Below are 16,554 nucleotides of genomic sequence, written 5' to 3'. Positions count from 1 at the left end.
ATCTAAATCATATGCCATAACTTTAGTATACCATAATTACTGCATTACTGCTTTAAAACTGATTGACTATAAAAAAAGAATGATAACTGTAGCTATTTACTTTAATATCATTCAATTTCATATCTTTGTAAATTAAATTGTTGGCAATTTTTCGAATTCTGTTATAGATTGTTGTTTTTTCGTTTCTCATCGCGTTCTTTAAACAGTCTTTCTCTCTCTAGTAAAAAGTCTTTTAAGTCAGCTTCTAATTGTATTTTTTCCTTATCAGATAGGTTATTAGAAGTCTTACGATAGAGCAATTCAAAATCAGATAGGTCAATTTCATCTGATTTTTTTATATCTGTTTTGCCTAGCAAATAGTCGGCAGATACATTAAAAAATTCTGCTAGTTTTGAAGTTATTTCAGCAGTTGGTTTTCTATTTCCATTTTCCCAATTAGAATAAGAATTTTGTCCTACGTGAATTTGTTCAGCAATTTCTTTTTGAGTTAAACCTGCTTTATTTCGTAGTTCTTTTAGGCGTTGTGGAAGCATAAAATAAGCCTTTCAAAAAAATATTTTAAAATTTTGTAAAAAAAAGTGTTGACTTTTATCTCATTTGAGATTATAATAGAAGTATCTCAAATGAGATAACGATTAACTATAAAAGTGTAACATAAAATAGGTGGTAAAAATGAAGGAAGATATACAAGAATTGCCTACAGTTCTTCAAGGTTTTAGTGAAGAAGAGAGAAATAAAATTGGTAAACTTCAATTTGCTTCTATGTTAGTAGAAATAATTTCTCGGGTAGGAAATCATTATGAAGCTTGTCTAGGCGACTTAGAGATAAATAATTTAGAAATTGGGCTAGAGGAAAATGTTGACGAATTTGATTTAATTCTATCAGAGTTTCAAGAAAGAGTATTAAAACTTGCTTTGAAATTATTATGAACTTAAAAACGAATTAGTTATAGTCATCTCAGTTGTCATATAAGTCAGGATAGTATTCTTTTGGATAAAGAACATTCAATAAAGTTCGTTTATCTTCGGTATTTTTCCATCGTTTAATTGGGATTGCTATGATAAAATGTTTCATTTTAGGGAATGTTTCTTGTTTTAGCACATTTTGGCTAGGCAAATTTGAGAAAACAGTAGCTTTATTGAGGTCATCGGTTGTTTGTTTTATTTTTTTATATTTGTAGATAAAATCTAAATAATTAAATATGAAATGCTTTCGTGCTTCAATATAACCAACTTCTTCATATGGCTTGATTCTTTTAGAATGTAGAGTATATTTCTTTTTTGGTCTATATTTATATTCTGAGTGATGTTGTGAAATTTTTGGAAGTTGATTAGCATTGTAACGATATCCTACTAAATGTTTTGGTTTCGTTTTTGACTTTACCATATAAAACTCCTTTAATAGTTGCAATCATACAATCAATTTAGACATTGGTTATATGATTCTAGCTATTAAAGCTAGGTTTGTGGAATTTCTATTTAGAAATTCCACTCAACTCAATAATTTTCTATATATAAAAAAAGGTGAAAAGGGAGAGAGTACTCTCCGACAATTCACATAATAAAAAATCAACAACTTTATTATAACGGATTATTGGATAAAAAACAAGTCTTTTCCATTTCAGGGCATGAAACCTGTCAAACGTCCCCTGTAGGTAGTGTATGCTTAGAGTAGTAAGTAGATGAGGTGTGAGAACTGAATGAACGCTATTTCTAGTAAGTCATACGAGCTTCCGAGTAATTCTATCTGTGCATAGTTTTACGGAGAGTAAAGTAGAAAGCGGGGGTAACGTGTATATCCAATTATTTAGTGGTGCGATGATATGAGCATGAGTGACGGATAATTGGACGAATTTAAAAGGTTTTTTCGTTGTGCAAAAGAACGATAAAATCTTTTTGATATATAGAGAATTATTTGATATTTATATCATACTATTGCAAAGACTTACGTTTTCGTAGGTCTTTTTGCCTTTAAAAAACAACAGGAAAATCATGTTTTATTATCTGGGTTTCGTCCTTTAAAACATGATTTATTTAAAAAGGGTAACAAGGAAACTTAATGACGTTGAAAGAGAACTTGTTGCTCATTTTAAGTATAAAAATATTGTGAGATGTGCTATACTTTAGATAGAAACATAAACTAATAAGATAAAAAGGGAGGAAGATGATGAAAGAAGCATTTGGTGAAAGTGTTTTAGAGCTGTCTAAAGAGGATATGAAAGCTAATCCTAAAAATCCAATAGTTCGTCTATATGATGAAGAAGAGTTGATAGGCAAGTTTTCTTTGAAAACTCTTGAAGTAGTTGAAAATATTGATTTAGCAGACTATGACATTCGTTTTGCTCAAAAAGAAATACAAAGGAATCAAGAAAACTGGCTTGAAACTTGGAGAGATTATGTGGGGATTTTAAATGCCTAGAAATAGTTTTGAGAAATATATCATTGAAATTCGCACGAATGAACATAATCATAAGAAGCAACGAGCCCATGTTCATATCTATATTCATGGCGAAGAAGTTGGGTCTATGTTTTTAAATGGAGAGTTAAGAGACGGCTATTTGAAAACAAAAGACTATAAGAAAGTCTCTCAATATGTAAAAGAAAATGCAGAGCGTTATCAAGCAATGTGGGACGAGTTTCAAGGAAGTATATACTGATTAAAAAGGGTAACAAGAGAACTTGTTGCTCTTTTTAAGTATTCAAATAATGATAGATAAATAAGGACGGTGATTGGTTATTGGTTGAGTTAATTGTGATGTTAGTATTCACTTATTATATTTTGGAAGCTCTTTATATAATATATCAGGAACATGAAAATGCAGTGAACGGGAAGCCTCGTAGAAATTTTATTCCTTATCCACCGCTTATAAAAGAAGAAGCTAAGAATAAGGAATATACGTGGTGGCTTGAATTTACTTGTTATAGTCTATTATGTTTAGGTTGTATTTATGGAGTAGTGGTGGCGATTCGTAATTTGATTAGTGGAATATTTTTGTAGATATTCTTTTTATTATTTCTGTAATTAAATCAGTAAACAGTAAAAATGTTAATAGAATAATAAGAATATTAACGCTGATGACAATAAGAGTAGCCCCAAAAATGATTGGATTTTTATTTTGTACGAGAATACTACTATTATGAAAGAAGTTCGCTAGCGCATTATCTTGATGTAATTTGCTGCCGTTAACTACTATCAAAAGTATAAAAGTATACGCACCACTTATTGTATAAATAATGATTGGAATTGTTTCTGAAGAAGTATGTACTATCCATTTGGATATGACAAAAGTTACAATGGCAAGTGTACAGATTATTTGATAGAACTGAATATAGTCAGAGAATGTGTAAGGAAGATTAGGAGTATAAATGGATAATTTGTTTAAAACTGCCATCAATTCTGCTGGAATAATCAGATAAGTATAAAAAAGTAAAATCATAAAGTAGTATAGGTTTGTAAGGGAGGAATCCAATTGTTCATTAAATTTAGTAAGGATTGAAAGCATATTCATAACCTCGAATATTATTTGATATTTATTATATAAAAAGGAGAGTAGAGTTGACAAGTTTTGAGCTTTTAACATTGACGTATATTTATGTAGTTAGTCTATATAAGTTTTTAGAGGTATATTCTCAAAAAGATTCCTCGGATTATGTTAGCAAATTTTTTGATTTTATGGGTTGGGAAAGAACTTCAGCTAAAGAAGAATGGTTGTTTGATGTCATTCGGTTTGGAATTGTTGTCGTTATTTCAGGTATATCAATTTGTAAAGGATTGCTATGAATAGTAGAACAACCTATTTAGGTTTCGTCCTGTAGATGTGACTTTATTTAAAAAGAGTAACAAGAGAACTTGTTGCTTTTTTTAAGTAAAATAAACAATTTATGAGGTGAAAGAATATGGAAAAAGAAAAAAAGCAAAAACGTGAGGAGCTTGAAAACAAAATATTGGATTTAGCTTTAGCAGCTGCGGACGGAAACTCAGAAGCTAGAGCTATTTTGGAATTATTGAAGGAGTTTCTTGCTTGGCTATAAAAAATACAAGCGCTAGTTTAGCACCTGTATTCGGATATGAGGATAGATTTTAGTTCTTCCCCTCTATGAGTAAATAATTGTAATAGATAACTATAAGTGATACAATAGTTATACAATAAGATAAAGAGGTGAACGATATGGCACAATTAGGAATTCGAGTAGATGATAAATTAAAAGAAGAAGCTGTAGAATTATTTGATTCTTTAGGTTTAGACATGACTACAGCTGTTAAGATGTTTTTAACACAAGCTGTCATGACCCGCAGTATTCCATTTGATATTGTTCAACGTCCGATAATATCCGATGAAGAATTTCAAAAATTAGTGGAAGAAAAATCAGAGTATAGAAGAATTGATTTTAATAATCCTGAAGATGTAGAAGAATTTTTCGGAGATGAGGATTTTTCAGAATATGAGGAGTTATTAAATGCATGATGTAGAAGTTTATTCTATTACAATAGCTCGGATAGCTTATTCAGATGGTAAAGGTTCTAAAATTCGACCAGCAGTCCTTATCAAATTTAATGACGAGACGATAGAAACGTATAGAATAACTAGTCAATATGACAATAAGAGTGATTGGATTAAAGAGAAATACTTTGAGATAATTGACTGGTATCGAGCAGGTTTAAAGAAACCTTCTTGGATTGATACCGTAAAAATTTATGATATTGATAATGATATATCAAAAATTCATATTATAGGTAAATTGACAACTCGTGATATTTATAGGTTGCAAGAATTTTTAAGACAACGATAAACAAAATAGTATTATTTTATTGGATAGAGGGTAACAAGAACACTTGTTGCTCTTTTTAAGTATTTAGAAAACAAAAGGAGAAAAAGTATATGAAAGCTAATCCTAAAAATACAATTGTTCGTCTATATCATGATGAAGGGCTTGTAGGCGAGTTCTCTTTGGAAAGTCGTGAAGTAGCTAAAAATATTGGTGTAGCAGATATTGATTTTTGGAAAAAATATTTATTATTAAGAATTTTTACTAAAGTGACCATATTTACTTTTTTGGGTTATGCTTTATTTATGATTAGATGGGTAGGTGGAGGTCGAACTTTATTGTCTTTAATGCTGATTAGTTTTACTGCAACGACCCTAATTTATTGTTGTGTGCTTATTGAATCATTTTTAAAACAAAGAAAGAAACTTATAAGCAAAGTAAGCAAATGAAAGAGGTGGATTGATGGAGTTAAAAGTATACACATGTCATGATGACTTTAACTTTCACAAGGAGGAAGCATCATTCGCTGAAATTATGCTGTCAACGACATGCACAAGGTCTGTGTATTATGTAAAAGATAAAATCAATAATACTATTTGTTTTATTAATATGGGAGGTCATATATCTGCAGTTATTTTCCTCTTGAAAAAGTATTATGGTCTCGCTGATTACAAAGCGGAAGATATTAAGAAATGGCAGAATATAATTAGAAATAACTTTGTTATTCACAATGCCTTACTTAATTCCTCTGAGTATTATTCAGAGGAATTAACAGGAGCTGCTGTTTACTGGGCTAAAGAAGTACAGGAGGTGGAGTGATGAAAAAAAATGAAGTGGATAATTTTTGTCAGCGCTATGTTATTGAGTGCATGTAGTAAGGCAGATAGAATCTCTTACAATGTTTCTCGAGAAGCAGATGACATGAATATCGTTCGTAAAGTGACTGTTATCAATGCGATTCAAGGAGAGATTCTGTATCAAATGACAGTCAGAATGTCAATTCATGCAGATAGTTCTGACCAGCAGTTAGAGATTGTCGCTGAGGCTGAAGATGGTAACTATAAGAAACATTTTATAGGCTTATCTGACAATGTCACTTATATTGTTGAAGATATTACAGGAGCAGATGTCAGTGATACGAAATATCAGTTAATTTTCAATCCTGATATGATTATTCCTGTTGATGTGAAACAAGCAGAGTGAGGAGTTAAATTATGAATAAATTGGCAAGTCGTTTGATAGAGTTGAGAATTGACAATGGGAAGAAAAAAGAGGAGCTATCTGCTTACTTGAGTATTTCTCAGTCATCATATAGTCGTTATGAAGCAGGAACTCGTAGTCCTGATTATGACACGTTGATAAAATTGGCTATTTTCTATAATGTTACGGTAGATTATTTGCTAGGTCGTGATGATATAGAAATGCCAGTATTTGACAGAAGCAAAGTTGTTTCCTATAAGGATTTGGTGGATATGGGACTAAATCAAAAATTAGCTCATGGTTTGGTTGCGGAAATTTGGTCAAAACAATCTTTTGAAGAGCGTATCTGTCGGTATCCAGGAGATAAGACAAAATATATTCTGAAAGAGGAAGTCAGGTCTTTGTTGAATAGAATCGGAGATATGTTATAGATAAAAGCAACGATAGACTTGTTGTTTTTTTGGTGTAATAGGAGAATTTTTATGGCAGGATTTTTTTTAGTCGTTTTTAATATATTGATTTTAGTGATGATTTTATCAGATGATTAAGAGAATAGATAATGACTATTCTAGTTTGAGTATTTTCATATTTTGGAAAATTGGGCGACAGGTTGCTAGTCGCCTTTTTACATGTATAAATAGTATAAAGTTTGTAGGTGTAAGAAGTTATGAAAGGAGGAATGAAACAATAGTGTGGAAATAGAAGTTATTAAACGGGTACAGTATGATTATGCAGGGCTTGAAATTGGTTTTTGTTATGGAATTAAGGTTATTCCTACAGATGAAGCTCAAGAAGTATTTTATCCTGCTTATCCCTATGCTCAAAATGAAGAAGTTTTAGAGAAGTTTATTACTACTTTTAAAAAAAGGTTGGAAGAATTTTTTGAATTTGGTGACCGTTGTTGCTTTTCTTTTTATTTGTATGGTTTTCATACAGAATTAAAAGAAAGATTAAAAGATAGGTGGCATAAGCGGGGTCTTATGATTGATTAGTAAAAGGAGTAAAGAAAATGAGAAATAGGGCGCGTTCCCCCTCTTATAAAAAAATATGTCGTCATGTAGCTGTTACACAGCTATTTTTTATTGTCAAAATGAAAGGGAATAATATATAAATATGTTTAAAAATAAACAAACAATTATGAATGGACACGGATTTTTCCGTAAGAAAAAAGCGTACGGATTAGTATGTGGCATTGCTTTGGGGCTGTCACTTTTCTTCAATGCTAGTCAAGTCTCTGCAGATGAAGTTATTACAGAATCAACTACTGCTAATACAGAACAAGTAGCTACTCAGACAGTTCTTGAACCTGCAAGCAAAGAATTGACATCTGCTGTTGAAACAGCTAAAAGTGCAGGAGTGATTGTTACAGAAGAAACAACTCAATCAGTTAAAACTGTAGAAGAAGCGCAAGCAGACTATGCTACACAAGCGAAAGATATCGAAGCTGTGACAGCGAAGCAAGAAGCTATCAACGCTGAGAATAAGGCTTTACAGACAGCGTATGATGAAGCAGATAAAACAGTCTCAACAGTGAATAAGGAAGCAAAAGAGCTAGTTACATCTTATCCAAATGCTAAGCTGGAAGAAAAGCAGGTTGATTTTGGTGACGGTACAAGTGTTTCTGCTTATCAAGCAGGAAAAGCAGAAGCAGAAGCAACAAGTGCTGAGAACAAACAGGCAGTTGCTACTTATTTAGCTGAAAAAGCAGAGGTAGATAGAAAGAATGCAGAAACAAAGAAACGTGAAGATGAAATCAAGCAATCTGCTATCTATCAAGATAAGAAGAATCAGATTTATGTAACAGGAGAATTTGATTCTACTAAGCAGGGGCTTGCTTTTTATAAGAATATCAAAGTAACCAGTTTTGATAAGACCTCTTCAGGTGTTAAATTCCTTGGTTGGGGAAAAAACACGAAATTAGAAGCGCCCCAGGGGCTATCTGTTGAAAATATGACCTATTCAGATGAAGACCACTCCATTTTTTATAAGTTTACAAATGTAAAAAAGGGTAGTTCTTTTATCTTGCGTAACATGGGAGAGACAGTTGACGGGAAAGCTATTCATGCAAAGGTGACCTTTACCCACACGAAACCGATGGAGAATGTGACAGATTCCTATTTAGAGTTGGGAATGGTGAATCGTGGTGGTGCTTTATCTTTCCATTATTTGAATTTTGACCGTCTAGGTGTTACATTTGATTATTTTGGCGACGACAATGCACCATTAAAATTGTTGATTGCTTCTATTATTGGTGATGTTGATTATGGTCAAGCCTCACAAGTTAAATTGGCAGGAAATGATTTGAACTACATCAATCCACCAGGGTCAGGACTAACTGAATCAGAAAATGGTCTTGTTTCGAGAGAAGATATGTCAGTAGCGAACTATTCCCATGCTCCTTTAGGAACTTACATCGTTGTTGGTGCTTCAAATAAATTAGAATATGTTCATACGACTGATAGAACAGCTCTGGTAGATGGTTTGGTACGGCAACGTGTTCAGTTCGACTTATTTGGTATCAGTTCTTTTGTCAATGTTGGAAAGTTTGATTATCTAGATGACCCGCACTTGCTTCTAAAGACAGTATCTACTCCTCCAAAACTTATCTTGAAAGAGAATCTAGTGACTAGCTACCATTTGAATACCTATATTCAACCATTGACTATCTCAAAAGATGTAGTGGGGCTTGACGGCGTTTCTATCGATGGTGGCAATCTAAAAATTGGAGACAGAGCAGTATACACTCTTTTAGGGGCAAAAGTCCTTTCGAATGGTAAGGACAAACTTATCAAATATGATGTTGAAGATAAACTTGATATTGAACATGACAACTATCTTGATTATCGTGTCTATGCTTTTACTCCTATCAAACTTACGGACGGCACAGTGCTTGAAACTATGGCTGATTTGAAAGAATTTGCCAAACAAACTTATGACAAAGTGACAGGTCGTTTCTACGTCTCTCTCAATTCAGATTTCTTGGTCAGAATTGCAAAAGACAGTGATGTTCAAGTAGCTGTTGATATTTTGTTTGAACGTATTAAGATAGGAGACGTCACTAATACTTTTAATAATTACTTAGCTTTTGAGGATACGGAGGGCAATGTAACAGAGCTTTCTGTGGTGTCAAATGAGGTTATTACTCATACTGTAGAAGAACCTAAACAATCAGAAGAGCCAAAAGCACCAGAAGCACCTAAACCAACTCCAGTTACACCAATTCTCCCGCAAACAGGAGTTCAATCTTCTGCTTTAGGAGCGGTAGGGTTTGTTTTGCTTACTCTTTTGGGCTTTGTATCATTCAAAAAAGGCAAAGAAAAAGCCTAGTTAGAATGACCTAGCTATGTCATAAAAACTGGCTATTTTTAGTTTAAAAGAAAAAAGGAGTTTCAAAATGAAATTTGAACAATTAGTATTAAAAAATGGAGCGTTTAAGAATATTCAATACATTTCTGCTAAAGAACAGCTAGATGTGTTCAATGGTGAAAAAGGGGTATTTACTCGTCATGAAGTAGTCGCTGAAAATCAATCTATTTTTCATGTGATTACGAAAGGAATGGTGGATAAAATCCCTCAATTCGCAAAAGTTGAATTGGTTGGTGCTAAGCCAGTTATTGATGCGGTGAATGGCTACAATATGACACCTGCTTTGAATATTCAAGCAGAAAGTATTGTTGTAGTGAAATAGTAAGGAAAGGTGAAGAAGATATGTCAGTAAAAGGAATTGGGGTTAATCTTGGGGAGCGCTTGGTTATCGCAGGTGGAAAATATGAAATTTTGAATGATGTGGTCGATGTTCAAAGGTCTATTGGGAAAATTCGATTTGTTAGTCTTGGAGACCCTGTCATTGGTACAGAAGATGTTGAAGAAAATGGTCGTGTTGTGCAGAAACCGACTGGCGAAATTTTAGGGCATGTTCTCAATTTTGTGTATGAAGGTGGAGAAGCAGATTCTGTGACAATTACAGATATGTCACGTGCTGATATTGAATCGCTCGGATTGAAAGTAGCTGATTTTATTGAATTGGTTGAACCAGTCTTAACAGTTTCTCGTATGGCACGGAACAATTCGCAGTTGAAGTTATTTTCAAGTGGTGTAAAGTTAACTGGTCAATCTCAATCACAGCAGAAACAGGAACAAAAACAGGAAAATAAATAGTGGAGGTGTAAATGGCAAAAGTAAGGTTTGTACCTCAATATAGAGGTGTCAGGCTTCGTCCATACATGCGCTATTTAAAACATATCTTATTTGGGGTATTGGCTGTCATTGGCTTAATACCTCTTTTTGTTTTTTGTTGGTTTCAATATGAAAAAATGTTGATACTAGACAAACAAACTATTTATTATGCTATTTCTTTATTGTTGATTGCTATTGCTTTTGCTTCTTATTTTACTTGGTTTTTATGTGAAGCAACTATCCTTTTTGCAAAATTAGACCGTTTTGTTCGGCTAGCTCGCTTTCTCTATGAACATGGCTATGTTTATGAAAAAAAGATAGCAGGAAGTAAGCAGGTAAAGAAAACATTTCCAAAGATATACATGAAACAAAGTGCTTTTCAGCTAGAAGTTTCTTTTGAGATGGCAGGCTCAAAATTTCAAGAGAAATTTAAAAAAATAGGTGGAGACTTAGAGACGACTTTTTCAATGGACTTTATGGAAGTTGAGGACGACTTGCGCTATAAGAAGTATATCCTTGCTTATTCTGCTATTTTAGACCGTTTACAAGGTGCAACTATTTCTTATGTTCCTGAAAAAGGTATAGAGTTGATGAAAAAATTCTATTGGGATTTTGTATCAGACCCACATATGCTTGTTGTAGGTGGTACTGGTGGCGGTAAAACTGTATTTTTACGCTTTCTTATTTTGTGTTTATCAAAAATAGGAATTGCGGATATTTGCGATCCAAAAAGAGCGGATTTTGTGACTTTGGAAGATTTAGAGCCTTACAAAGGACGTATTTTTTATGGCACGGAGGAAATTGTACAGTCTGCCGAGAGAGCATTAAAAATTATGGAAGAACGTTTTGAATTTATGCGTAAAGAACAAAAGCGTTTGGGGCATACAGATTTATTGCCTTTCAATGCTTATGGTCTTGAACCTTATTTTTGGGTTTGTGACGAATTGAATGCTTTTAGGGCTATGACAGATTATCGTCAAAGAGAACGTTTTGATAATGCTTTGGGACAGATTGTTTTATTAGGTCGTCAAGCTGGAGTTAATGTTATAGGGGCTATGCAGAAGCCTTCAAGAGAAGATTTAAGTTCTAAGTTACAAGCTAATATCAATTTTAGGGTTTCTTTGGGTCGTTTGGATGAAACCGGTTATGCTTTGGCGTTTGAAGAACCGAATAGAAACAAAGAATTTAAGTATATGAAATATGTAGGTGGAGTTCGTGTGTATGGTCGAGGATATGCAGCAGTTAAAGGACAAGTAGCTAGAGAATTTTATTCTCCAGAAATGAAAAAAGGTTTTTCATTCTTTGATGAATTTTCTAAGATTGAGCGTCACGAACACAAGCACAATCTTATGTTAGAAGATGAACCTAAAATAGAAATAGATTCTGATTCTGATGGTTCTGTTGATGTGAAGAATTTTGCGGAAATGTTAGGGATAACCTTTAGTGTTTTAATGAAAATAATCAAAGAATGCGAGAAAAAAGAGTATCTTTCTTTTGAAAAAGAAGAAGGAAAATATCTCATTTCAATGGATAATAAAGGTGTATTGATGGCTTTAGTTTCTGAAAAAATGGAATCGGGCAAAAGTTGGTTTGCTACTATTGATGATTATTTTGCAGAAAAATCAGAAGAAAGTGAGGGAGTGTTTGCTTAGTGTATGGCTTGGAGCGATTTATGCCGTGAAAGCTATTTGACAATAAGCTAGGTCGATTTAGACTGGAGTGTTTGGTTGGTCAGAACGAAGAAAGACCAACCGACACCTACAGGGCTAAAGACCTAGGTTACTTGTTGTCAAATAGACCATGGAATAAAGTAAGCGATAATTTGACAAGGTGAGAAAAATAGGGCAAAAGCTAGTCTACTAGTATTGATGATTTTTTCGTAAAAGGCTGGTGAAAGAAAAGGGAAGTATTGTGTTGTAAGGAACAGGGCTAGGGAGCTTTTGCGACTGGCGTGGGGGCGTATGCCCCCACGTCAGCCAGTCGCAAAAAAAGCGGTCACCCTAGCCCTGTTCCTTGCAATCCAACCCCCAATTTCTAATAGGGGGGTAGAATTAGCCATGACATGGCAAAAAACCGCCCTCAAGCCTTGGCAGGTAGCGGGATTGCGAGTTTTTAGTTTTGTACACTTTTTACCTTAAAAGTGTACACCTAAGTAGTTTTTCGGAAAGATGTTGATAAAAATGGCAAAAGATAGGGTGGTATCTGGAAAATATTTAAAAAAATTTAGAAAAAATAAGATTGGGCTGAGCCAAAAAGATTTTGCTCTGTCTGTTGGTTTATCTTTAGATACGATTAAGTCGTATGAATCGAATAGACGTTTGCTTACAGTTGATAAGTTTGTTGAAATGAAGCAGGCTTTTGGATACATGAATCATGATGTGGGGCGTTTAGAGATATTGATAGATTATATGCGTATCACGTTTAAAGATGTACGAGATTTAGATTTTTTTACAAGGCGTTATTTACATTGTCCGTTAAATGAATTTGAATCAGAAGAAACAAAATTGATGATGTACACTCATCTTTGGAAGCGAGGCGATATTTGGATATTTGATTATGCGGATAAAAGTCAGACAGACAATTATCAAATAACGATTCAATTTTCGGGTCGTGGTTGCCGTCAGTTTGAACTGATTATGTCCCGTGTTGACACAAATTGGCTTGAAGTGTTACAGACTATGATTTTTGAGCGTAAGGATATGCAGGTTCGCCGTTTAGATATAGCGATGGACGAAATGTACCGAGGATATGAGAATGAACAAGAACATATCAAGTTGTCCGATTTAATTGTCAAATTGTATTCTGGAGAATTGACCTATGAAAAAATGAAAACATGGAATAGTGTTGATGGTGGTAGATTAGACGGAAGTGCTAATCAAGGTCTATCTATTTATTTTGGTAGTCGTCAATCAAATATGTACTTTAATTTTTATGAAAAACGGTATGAACTAGCACGTCGTGAAAATATGACAGTTGAGGAATCGTTGGCGGTTTTTGGAATTTGGAATCGTTATGAAATTCGATTGGCGAGGGAGAAAGCTCAAAGTGTTGTAGAGGAATTTGTAGGTGGAGTTGATTTGGCTGAAATTGCACGTGGTCTTATCAATAGTAGACTAGAAGTTTTTGCAGGTACGAATGCTTACGGTGGATATGTTGCTGATGAAAAATGGCAACGACTGTTTGGCGGAGTTGAACCCTTGAAATTGACAACGAGACCAGAAGCATATGATATTGAGGATACTGTTAAATGGTTGATTTATCAAGTATCGAATAGCTTGTTGCTTGTTCATGAAGCGGATAAGTTATTGAATACGCAATATATCAAGATGATTTTAGAAGCAGGAGAGTTGACAGACAAGACTAGAAAAATATTAGAATCTTTGAAAGTAGGTGCAAAAGATTATGAAGCAATCTATAGTGACTGATATTGAAACGTATCTAGCAACGAATATTGAACACATTGATTTGATTATTGAGCAAGTCATTTTTTTATTGCCAAAAAGGTATTTTTATACTCCTGAAATAAACCAAACAGAATTTTTGGGTAAAAGGCAGGAACTAGACGAATGTAGAAGAAAATTGCAATTTTCAACGTACAGAAATGATAAAAGTTTGCATAGTCGCTATAAACGTTTAGTGACTGAGTATGAAAAAGCCTTGTTGGAATTGAGTATCAAGAAACGCAGTCAATTGCAAGAAGAATTGCTGGCTGAATCACTTGAAATCAAATGTGCTTGCATGTTGTCATTGATTCGAGAACATAGGTTACTAAAGCGTTTAAGAGAATTTAGATGAGGTTGTATTATGGTGAAAATACGTAGTCCAACTATTTTTACAAGTAGTTATGGCATTGAAAAAATAGAAATAAAGAAAAGGAAAGAAGAAAAATGAAATATTCAGAAGAAATGCAAGCAACACTCAAAAAAGTAAAATCTGTAGCTTCTATTTTTGCGGAAAATATGCAAGCTAAACAATTAGATGAAGCATTTAATAATGCGTTAGAATTAAATGCTTTGCTCAAAAGTGAAGAACTAAAAGACTTTACAGAACGACAGTTGGAGCAGGAAGGTATTTTAGTTGTGAAAGCTAATTTGAAAAAATATTTTTATTGGAACGGTGAATATCGTAAGGCTTTAGGAGCTATGGTTGCCAAAGGGAAGGCGATTGCAGACACTCTTAGCTAACTTTTAAAAGAGTTAGTAGTTCGTTTGATTGTAGTAAGAAAAGGAGGGTTCAACTCCCTTCTTTTTTGTTTAGAAAATAAAAGGAGTTTTTTGATATGTTTATAAAAAAAGAGGTTTATTCTATTGATGGACTCGAGGTGTGGTCAGGTGGAAGAAGGGTTGTTGATGATGTGATTGAGGCAGGTAAGGAGGACGAGTTATTTGATTTGCTGGAGGAAAGTTTTCCAGATGGAGCAACTGATACAGAAATAAATGATTTTCTTTGGCATGATTCGGAATATATTTATGATGTTTTAGGTATAGAAGATGAAGAAGAATGGTAAGAAATTACTAGAGGTGAGCTGAATAGTGGAATTGAAAGAAAGAATCTATTATCAAACAAGTTCTAAATATATGTCAGAAGTAGGTGAAGTGGTCTACAATGGAATCTTGGAGCGTATTCCAAATTATTATGAGGAAGGTTCCGTTGGTCTACTTAATCGTGTCATGAGGCGCTATGGTGGTCGCTTTGTTGTCCCTTTTCGTTTGGGTTATGCAGGTTTTAGCAGTAGTTTTTATTTGTCGTACAACTATTATGATAGTGAGTATGATGTCGTTAAGCTCGAGGATAAACAGCTAACAGAAGATTATTTAGTTACTCAATCGGATATTGATTATATCATTTCAGGTTTTGTCAGAATGGTAGAGGAGTATTTAGAGAGGTAATTAGAACACTATGAAAGTAAATAAGCTAACAGTAGAGAATATTGTTAGCTTTTATTTTTTGAAGAAAGTGAGGTTTATATTGCTTTAAAAGATTTGTAGACTAAGCGGTTTATGCCGTGAAAGCTATTTGACAATAAGCAGTGACAGAGTACGCTAGTACGTGCCAGCCGAAAGGATTTAGCGTTTCGGAAGGACACGGACAAAGGACGTCAGTCACTGGTTACTTGTTGTCAAATAGACCATGGAATAAAGAAAGCAATTCATAGTCGTTGCGTTTATCAATTCTGGAGAGTTACTAAATACTTCCAGAGGTTTTTATAAGAAAATTAAATAGTGAAAGGAGAAAGATTTGTTGAAAATCAAAAAATCGAAGAAGAAAAAAGAAGTAAGAGTACATCGTCTTAATCAAACGCTCTATAATAGGCTTTTTTTAGGTGGTTTACTGGTCTTTTTTTCTTTATCTTGCCTTGTGATTATGACAAATATAGTACAGGTAAATAAAAAAGAAGAGCCTATAAAGCAAGTAGTAACAGACAATACAAAAGAGTATCGTTTAGAGAATTATTTGAATAATTTTGTCTATTACTATTTTAATTTTTCAGATGACAGTCAGACCCAATCATCACAAATCGAAAAGTTAAATAGCTTTTATGCAGGAGGTCTTACTTTATCTAATCAAGGATACATGAGACAGCCTAGTGTGTTAAATACTTATCGTCTTTTGTATTTGGATAAGGAGAAAGCAACATATCTTGTCAGCTATACTGTTACTAATAAAGAGGAGGGAGATAAGGAAACAAAGCAGGATTTTGTGACCGAATTTTCAGTCCCTTACAAAGAGATAGACGGAAAATATTATATTTCTGATTTGCCATATTTTGAAACAGTACAGTCTAGTCAGCTGGAAACAGTGCCAGAAGAACAGAAAAAGATACTTGAATCTGATAATGTGCTTCATGCGGAAAATCAGATGAAGTTAAGAGAATTTTTAAAACTGTTTTTTGTCAATTATGTTAGTAGTCAAGAAAATCTGAATTTGATTGCGAACAATATACCTGTATTAGCAGGTACAAGGTTTAAAACTTTGGATTGGGCTTATCTTGATGACAGTAATAAAAATAAATTAAAGGTTTATGTTCAAGTGACCTTTGATACGTTAGGGACAACCAGAAGTGAAAATTTCTCCTTTATCATTGTTAAAAAAGGTGATGGTTTCTTTGTGGAGAAAATGACACATGGTATTCCAGAAAAATATAAGAAAGAGGTTAAAAAATAAATGGAAGAATGGAATAATTTTTTAAAGAACATAGGTGACCCTTTAATCATAGCAGGAACTGTGCTAGGAATCTGCATTTTTATCTTTAAGCAGAAGAAACCCAAAGGGGCTGTAGGTGTATTTTTTGGAGGGATTACCATTTATTACATCGCTCATAACACAGTCGCTGTTTTTGCTCTTTTTGAACCTGTTATAAAAGCTGTTTTGAACTGGATTTCGAGAGCTTTTACAGGCTAGAAAGGAGAG

At 33.6% G+C, this 16,554-nt stretch carries 25 protein-coding genes; 23 read left to right on the top strand and 2 right to left on the bottom strand.

The features are described 5' to 3' along the window. Nucleotides 1-161 precede the first annotated feature (161 nt). Entirely contained in the window at nucleotides 162-533 is a 372-nt protein-coding gene (locus ACVPON_RS09855; RefSeq protein ID WP_462878453.1) for a helix-turn-helix domain-containing protein, read from the bottom strand. 139 nt (nucleotides 534-672) lie between these two features. Between ACVPON_RS09855 and ACVPON_RS09850 the strand changes: the two genes are divergently transcribed. Further along, nucleotides 673-930, top strand: coding sequence for a hypothetical protein (locus ACVPON_RS09850; RefSeq protein ID WP_462878452.1), 258 nt, complete (start codon nucleotides 673-675; stop codon nucleotides 928-930). Nucleotides 931-958: 28 nt separating this feature from the next. On the opposite strand, the gene ACVPON_RS09845 is transcribed toward ACVPON_RS09850, so the two are convergent. Beyond that, nucleotides 959-1,387, bottom strand: a complete 429-nt coding sequence (locus ACVPON_RS09845; RefSeq protein WP_462878451.1) for a hypothetical protein — start codon at nucleotides 1,385-1,387, stop codon at nucleotides 959-961. Between the two features lie 780 nt (nucleotides 1,388-2,167). Here ACVPON_RS09845 and ACVPON_RS09840 point away from each other — a divergent pair. The 22 genes from ACVPON_RS09840 to ACVPON_RS09735 all read left to right on the top strand — a co-directional run bounded on the left by ACVPON_RS09840 (nucleotide 2,168) and on the right by ACVPON_RS09735 (nucleotide 16,545). Further along, nucleotides 2,168-2,419: a hypothetical protein gene (locus ACVPON_RS09840; protein WP_462878456.1), complete on the top strand. Its 252-nt coding sequence runs from the start codon at nucleotides 2,168-2,170 to the stop codon at nucleotides 2,417-2,419. Beyond that, nucleotides 2,412-2,657 carry a DUF4160 domain-containing protein gene (locus ACVPON_RS09835; RefSeq protein ID WP_462878450.1) on the top strand — a complete coding sequence of 82 codons (246 nt, stop codon included), beginning with the start codon at nucleotides 2,412-2,414 and terminating at the stop codon, nucleotides 2,655-2,657. Before ACVPON_RS09840 ends, ACVPON_RS09835 begins: the two co-directional genes overlap by 8 nt. 899 nt (nucleotides 2,658-3,556) lie before the next feature. Continuing rightward, on the top strand, nucleotides 3,557-3,781 hold the full coding sequence (locus ACVPON_RS09830) for a hypothetical protein (RefSeq protein ID WP_462878449.1): 225 nt from the start codon (nucleotides 3,557-3,559) through the stop codon (nucleotides 3,779-3,781). 116 nt (nucleotides 3,782-3,897) lie between these two features. Then, nucleotides 3,898-4,032 (top strand): hypothetical protein, encoded by a 135-nt coding sequence (locus tag ACVPON_RS09825; protein WP_462878448.1) that lies wholly within the window; start codon nucleotides 3,898-3,900, stop codon nucleotides 4,030-4,032. A 137-nt stretch (nucleotides 4,033-4,169) separates the two neighbouring features. Beyond that, the gene (locus ACVPON_RS09820) at nucleotides 4,170-4,466 is read left to right on the top strand and encodes a type II toxin-antitoxin system RelB/DinJ family antitoxin (RefSeq protein WP_462878447.1); all 297 of its coding nucleotides are present in this window, start codon (nucleotides 4,170-4,172) and stop codon (nucleotides 4,464-4,466) included. Continuing rightward, nucleotides 4,459-4,791, top strand: coding sequence for a hypothetical protein (locus ACVPON_RS09815; RefSeq protein WP_462878446.1), 333 nt, complete (start codon nucleotides 4,459-4,461; stop codon nucleotides 4,789-4,791). The genes ACVPON_RS09820 and ACVPON_RS09815 overlap by 8 nt, the downstream gene beginning before the upstream one ends. 89 nt (nucleotides 4,792-4,880) lie before the next feature. Beyond that, the gene (locus tag ACVPON_RS09810) at nucleotides 4,881-5,216 is read left to right on the top strand and encodes a hypothetical protein (protein ID WP_462878445.1); all 336 of its coding nucleotides are present in this window, start codon (nucleotides 4,881-4,883) and stop codon (nucleotides 5,214-5,216) included. Nucleotides 5,217-5,229: 13 nt separating this feature from the next. Beyond that, nucleotides 5,230-5,586, top strand: coding sequence for a hypothetical protein (locus ACVPON_RS09805; protein ID WP_462878444.1), 357 nt, complete (start codon nucleotides 5,230-5,232; stop codon nucleotides 5,584-5,586). Between the two features lie 9 nt (nucleotides 5,587-5,595). Continuing rightward, the gene (locus tag ACVPON_RS09800) at nucleotides 5,596-5,970 is read left to right on the top strand and encodes a beta-sandwich lipoprotein (RefSeq protein WP_462878443.1); all 375 of its coding nucleotides are present in this window, start codon (nucleotides 5,596-5,598) and stop codon (nucleotides 5,968-5,970) included. Nucleotides 5,971-5,981: 11 nt separating this feature from the next. Continuing rightward, nucleotides 5,982-6,398, top strand: a complete 417-nt coding sequence (locus ACVPON_RS09795) for a helix-turn-helix domain-containing protein (RefSeq protein WP_462878442.1) — start codon at nucleotides 5,982-5,984, stop codon at nucleotides 6,396-6,398. Nucleotides 6,399-6,659: 261 nt separating this feature from the next. Further along, complete coding sequence (locus tag ACVPON_RS09790) at nucleotides 6,660-6,959, top strand: hypothetical protein (protein ID WP_462878441.1); 300 nt, start codon at nucleotides 6,660-6,662, stop codon at nucleotides 6,957-6,959. A 121-nt stretch (nucleotides 6,960-7,080) separates the two neighbouring features. Next, nucleotides 7,081-9,294 (top strand): putative cross-wall-targeting lipoprotein signal domain-containing protein, encoded by a 2,214-nt coding sequence (locus tag ACVPON_RS09785; RefSeq protein WP_462878440.1) that lies wholly within the window; start codon nucleotides 7,081-7,083, stop codon nucleotides 9,292-9,294. A gap of 67 nt (nucleotides 9,295-9,361) precedes the next feature. Then, a complete protein-coding gene (locus ACVPON_RS09780) occupies nucleotides 9,362-9,655 on the top strand; it encodes a cytoplasmic protein (protein WP_462878439.1) in 294 nt (97 codons plus the stop codon). Nucleotides 9,656-9,675: 20 nt separating this feature from the next. Further along, nucleotides 9,676-10,125: a hypothetical protein gene (locus ACVPON_RS09775; protein ID WP_462878438.1), complete on the top strand. Its 450-nt coding sequence runs from the start codon at nucleotides 9,676-9,678 to the stop codon at nucleotides 10,123-10,125. A gap of 11 nt (nucleotides 10,126-10,136) precedes the next feature. Next, a complete protein-coding gene (locus ACVPON_RS09770; protein ID WP_462878437.1) occupies nucleotides 10,137-11,795 on the top strand; it encodes an FtsK/SpoIIIE domain-containing protein in 1,659 nt (552 codons plus the stop codon). A gap of 528 nt (nucleotides 11,796-12,323) precedes the next feature. Beyond that, entirely contained in the window at nucleotides 12,324-13,568 is a 1,245-nt protein-coding gene (locus ACVPON_RS09765; RefSeq protein ID WP_462878436.1) for a replication initiation factor domain-containing protein, read from the top strand. Further along, complete coding sequence (locus ACVPON_RS09760) at nucleotides 13,546-13,938, top strand: hypothetical protein (RefSeq protein ID WP_462878435.1); 393 nt, start codon at nucleotides 13,546-13,548, stop codon at nucleotides 13,936-13,938. Before ACVPON_RS09765 ends, ACVPON_RS09760 begins: the two co-directional genes overlap by 23 nt. 92 nt (nucleotides 13,939-14,030) lie before the next feature. Next, complete coding sequence (locus ACVPON_RS09755) at nucleotides 14,031-14,327, top strand: hypothetical protein (RefSeq protein ID WP_462878434.1); 297 nt, start codon at nucleotides 14,031-14,033, stop codon at nucleotides 14,325-14,327. Nucleotides 14,328-14,422: 95 nt separating this feature from the next. Beyond that, on the top strand, nucleotides 14,423-14,650 hold the full coding sequence (locus ACVPON_RS09750; RefSeq protein ID WP_462878433.1) for a hypothetical protein: 228 nt from the start codon (nucleotides 14,423-14,425) through the stop codon (nucleotides 14,648-14,650). 25 nt (nucleotides 14,651-14,675) lie between these two features. Further along, nucleotides 14,676-15,032: a hypothetical protein gene (locus ACVPON_RS09745; RefSeq protein ID WP_462878432.1), complete on the top strand. Its 357-nt coding sequence runs from the start codon at nucleotides 14,676-14,678 to the stop codon at nucleotides 15,030-15,032. A gap of 352 nt (nucleotides 15,033-15,384) precedes the next feature. Then, nucleotides 15,385-16,308 (top strand): conjugal transfer protein, encoded by a 924-nt coding sequence (locus tag ACVPON_RS09740; RefSeq protein ID WP_462878431.1) that lies wholly within the window; start codon nucleotides 15,385-15,387, stop codon nucleotides 16,306-16,308. Further along, on the top strand, nucleotides 16,309-16,545 hold the full coding sequence (locus tag ACVPON_RS09735) for a hypothetical protein (protein WP_462878430.1): 237 nt from the start codon (nucleotides 16,309-16,311) through the stop codon (nucleotides 16,543-16,545). Nucleotides 16,546-16,554: the final 9 nt, after the last annotated feature.

The sequence above is a fragment of the Streptococcus sp. 1F3 genome (assembly GCF_054968985.1).
This window is presented reverse-complemented; position numbering and strand designations above follow the sequence as displayed.

Bases quoted from the DNA above. Each gene is read 5' to 3' on its own strand.
- ACVPON_RS09855 (WP_462878453.1), bottom strand. From the start codon at position 533: ATGCTTCCACAACGCCTAAAAGAACTACGAAATAAAGCAGGTTTAACT.
- ACVPON_RS09850 (WP_462878452.1), top strand. From the start codon at position 673: ATGAAGGAAGATATACAAGAATTGCCTACAGTTCTTCAAGGTTTTAGT.
- ACVPON_RS09845 (WP_462878451.1), bottom strand. From the start codon at position 1,387: ATGGTAAAGTCAAAAACGAAACCAAAACATTTAGTAGGATATCGTTAC.
- ACVPON_RS09840 (WP_462878456.1), top strand. From the start codon at position 2,168: ATGAAAGAAGCATTTGGTGAAAGTGTTTTAGAGCTGTCTAAAGAGGAT.
- ACVPON_RS09835 (WP_462878450.1), top strand. From the start codon at position 2,412: ATGCCTAGAAATAGTTTTGAGAAATATATCATTGAAATTCGCACGAAT.
- ACVPON_RS09825 (WP_462878448.1), top strand. From the start codon at position 3,898: ATGGAAAAAGAAAAAAAGCAAAAACGTGAGGAGCTTGAAAACAAAATA.
- ACVPON_RS09820 (WP_462878447.1), top strand. From the start codon at position 4,170: ATGGCACAATTAGGAATTCGAGTAGATGATAAATTAAAAGAAGAAGCT.
- ACVPON_RS09815 (WP_462878446.1), top strand. From the start codon at position 4,459: ATGCATGATGTAGAAGTTTATTCTATTACAATAGCTCGGATAGCTTAT.
- ACVPON_RS09810 (WP_462878445.1), top strand. From the start codon at position 4,881: ATGAAAGCTAATCCTAAAAATACAATTGTTCGTCTATATCATGATGAA.
- ACVPON_RS09805 (WP_462878444.1), top strand. From the start codon at position 5,230: ATGGAGTTAAAAGTATACACATGTCATGATGACTTTAACTTTCACAAG.
- ACVPON_RS09800 (WP_462878443.1), top strand. From the start codon at position 5,596: ATGAAGTGGATAATTTTTGTCAGCGCTATGTTATTGAGTGCATGTAGT.
- ACVPON_RS09795 (WP_462878442.1), top strand. From the start codon at position 5,982: ATGAATAAATTGGCAAGTCGTTTGATAGAGTTGAGAATTGACAATGGG.
- ACVPON_RS09785 (WP_462878440.1), top strand. From the start codon at position 7,081: ATGTTTAAAAATAAACAAACAATTATGAATGGACACGGATTTTTCCGT.
- ACVPON_RS09780 (WP_462878439.1), top strand. From the start codon at position 9,362: ATGAAATTTGAACAATTAGTATTAAAAAATGGAGCGTTTAAGAATATT.
- ACVPON_RS09775 (WP_462878438.1), top strand. From the start codon at position 9,676: ATGTCAGTAAAAGGAATTGGGGTTAATCTTGGGGAGCGCTTGGTTATC.
- ACVPON_RS09770 (WP_462878437.1), top strand. From the start codon at position 10,137: ATGGCAAAAGTAAGGTTTGTACCTCAATATAGAGGTGTCAGGCTTCGT.
- ACVPON_RS09765 (WP_462878436.1), top strand. From the start codon at position 12,324: ATGGCAAAAGATAGGGTGGTATCTGGAAAATATTTAAAAAAATTTAGA.
- ACVPON_RS09760 (WP_462878435.1), top strand. From the start codon at position 13,546: ATGAAGCAATCTATAGTGACTGATATTGAAACGTATCTAGCAACGAAT.
- ACVPON_RS09755 (WP_462878434.1), top strand. From the start codon at position 14,031: ATGAAATATTCAGAAGAAATGCAAGCAACACTCAAAAAAGTAAAATCT.
- ACVPON_RS09750 (WP_462878433.1), top strand. From the start codon at position 14,423: ATGTTTATAAAAAAAGAGGTTTATTCTATTGATGGACTCGAGGTGTGG.
- ACVPON_RS09735 (WP_462878430.1), top strand. From the start codon at position 16,309: ATGGAAGAATGGAATAATTTTTTAAAGAACATAGGTGACCCTTTAATC.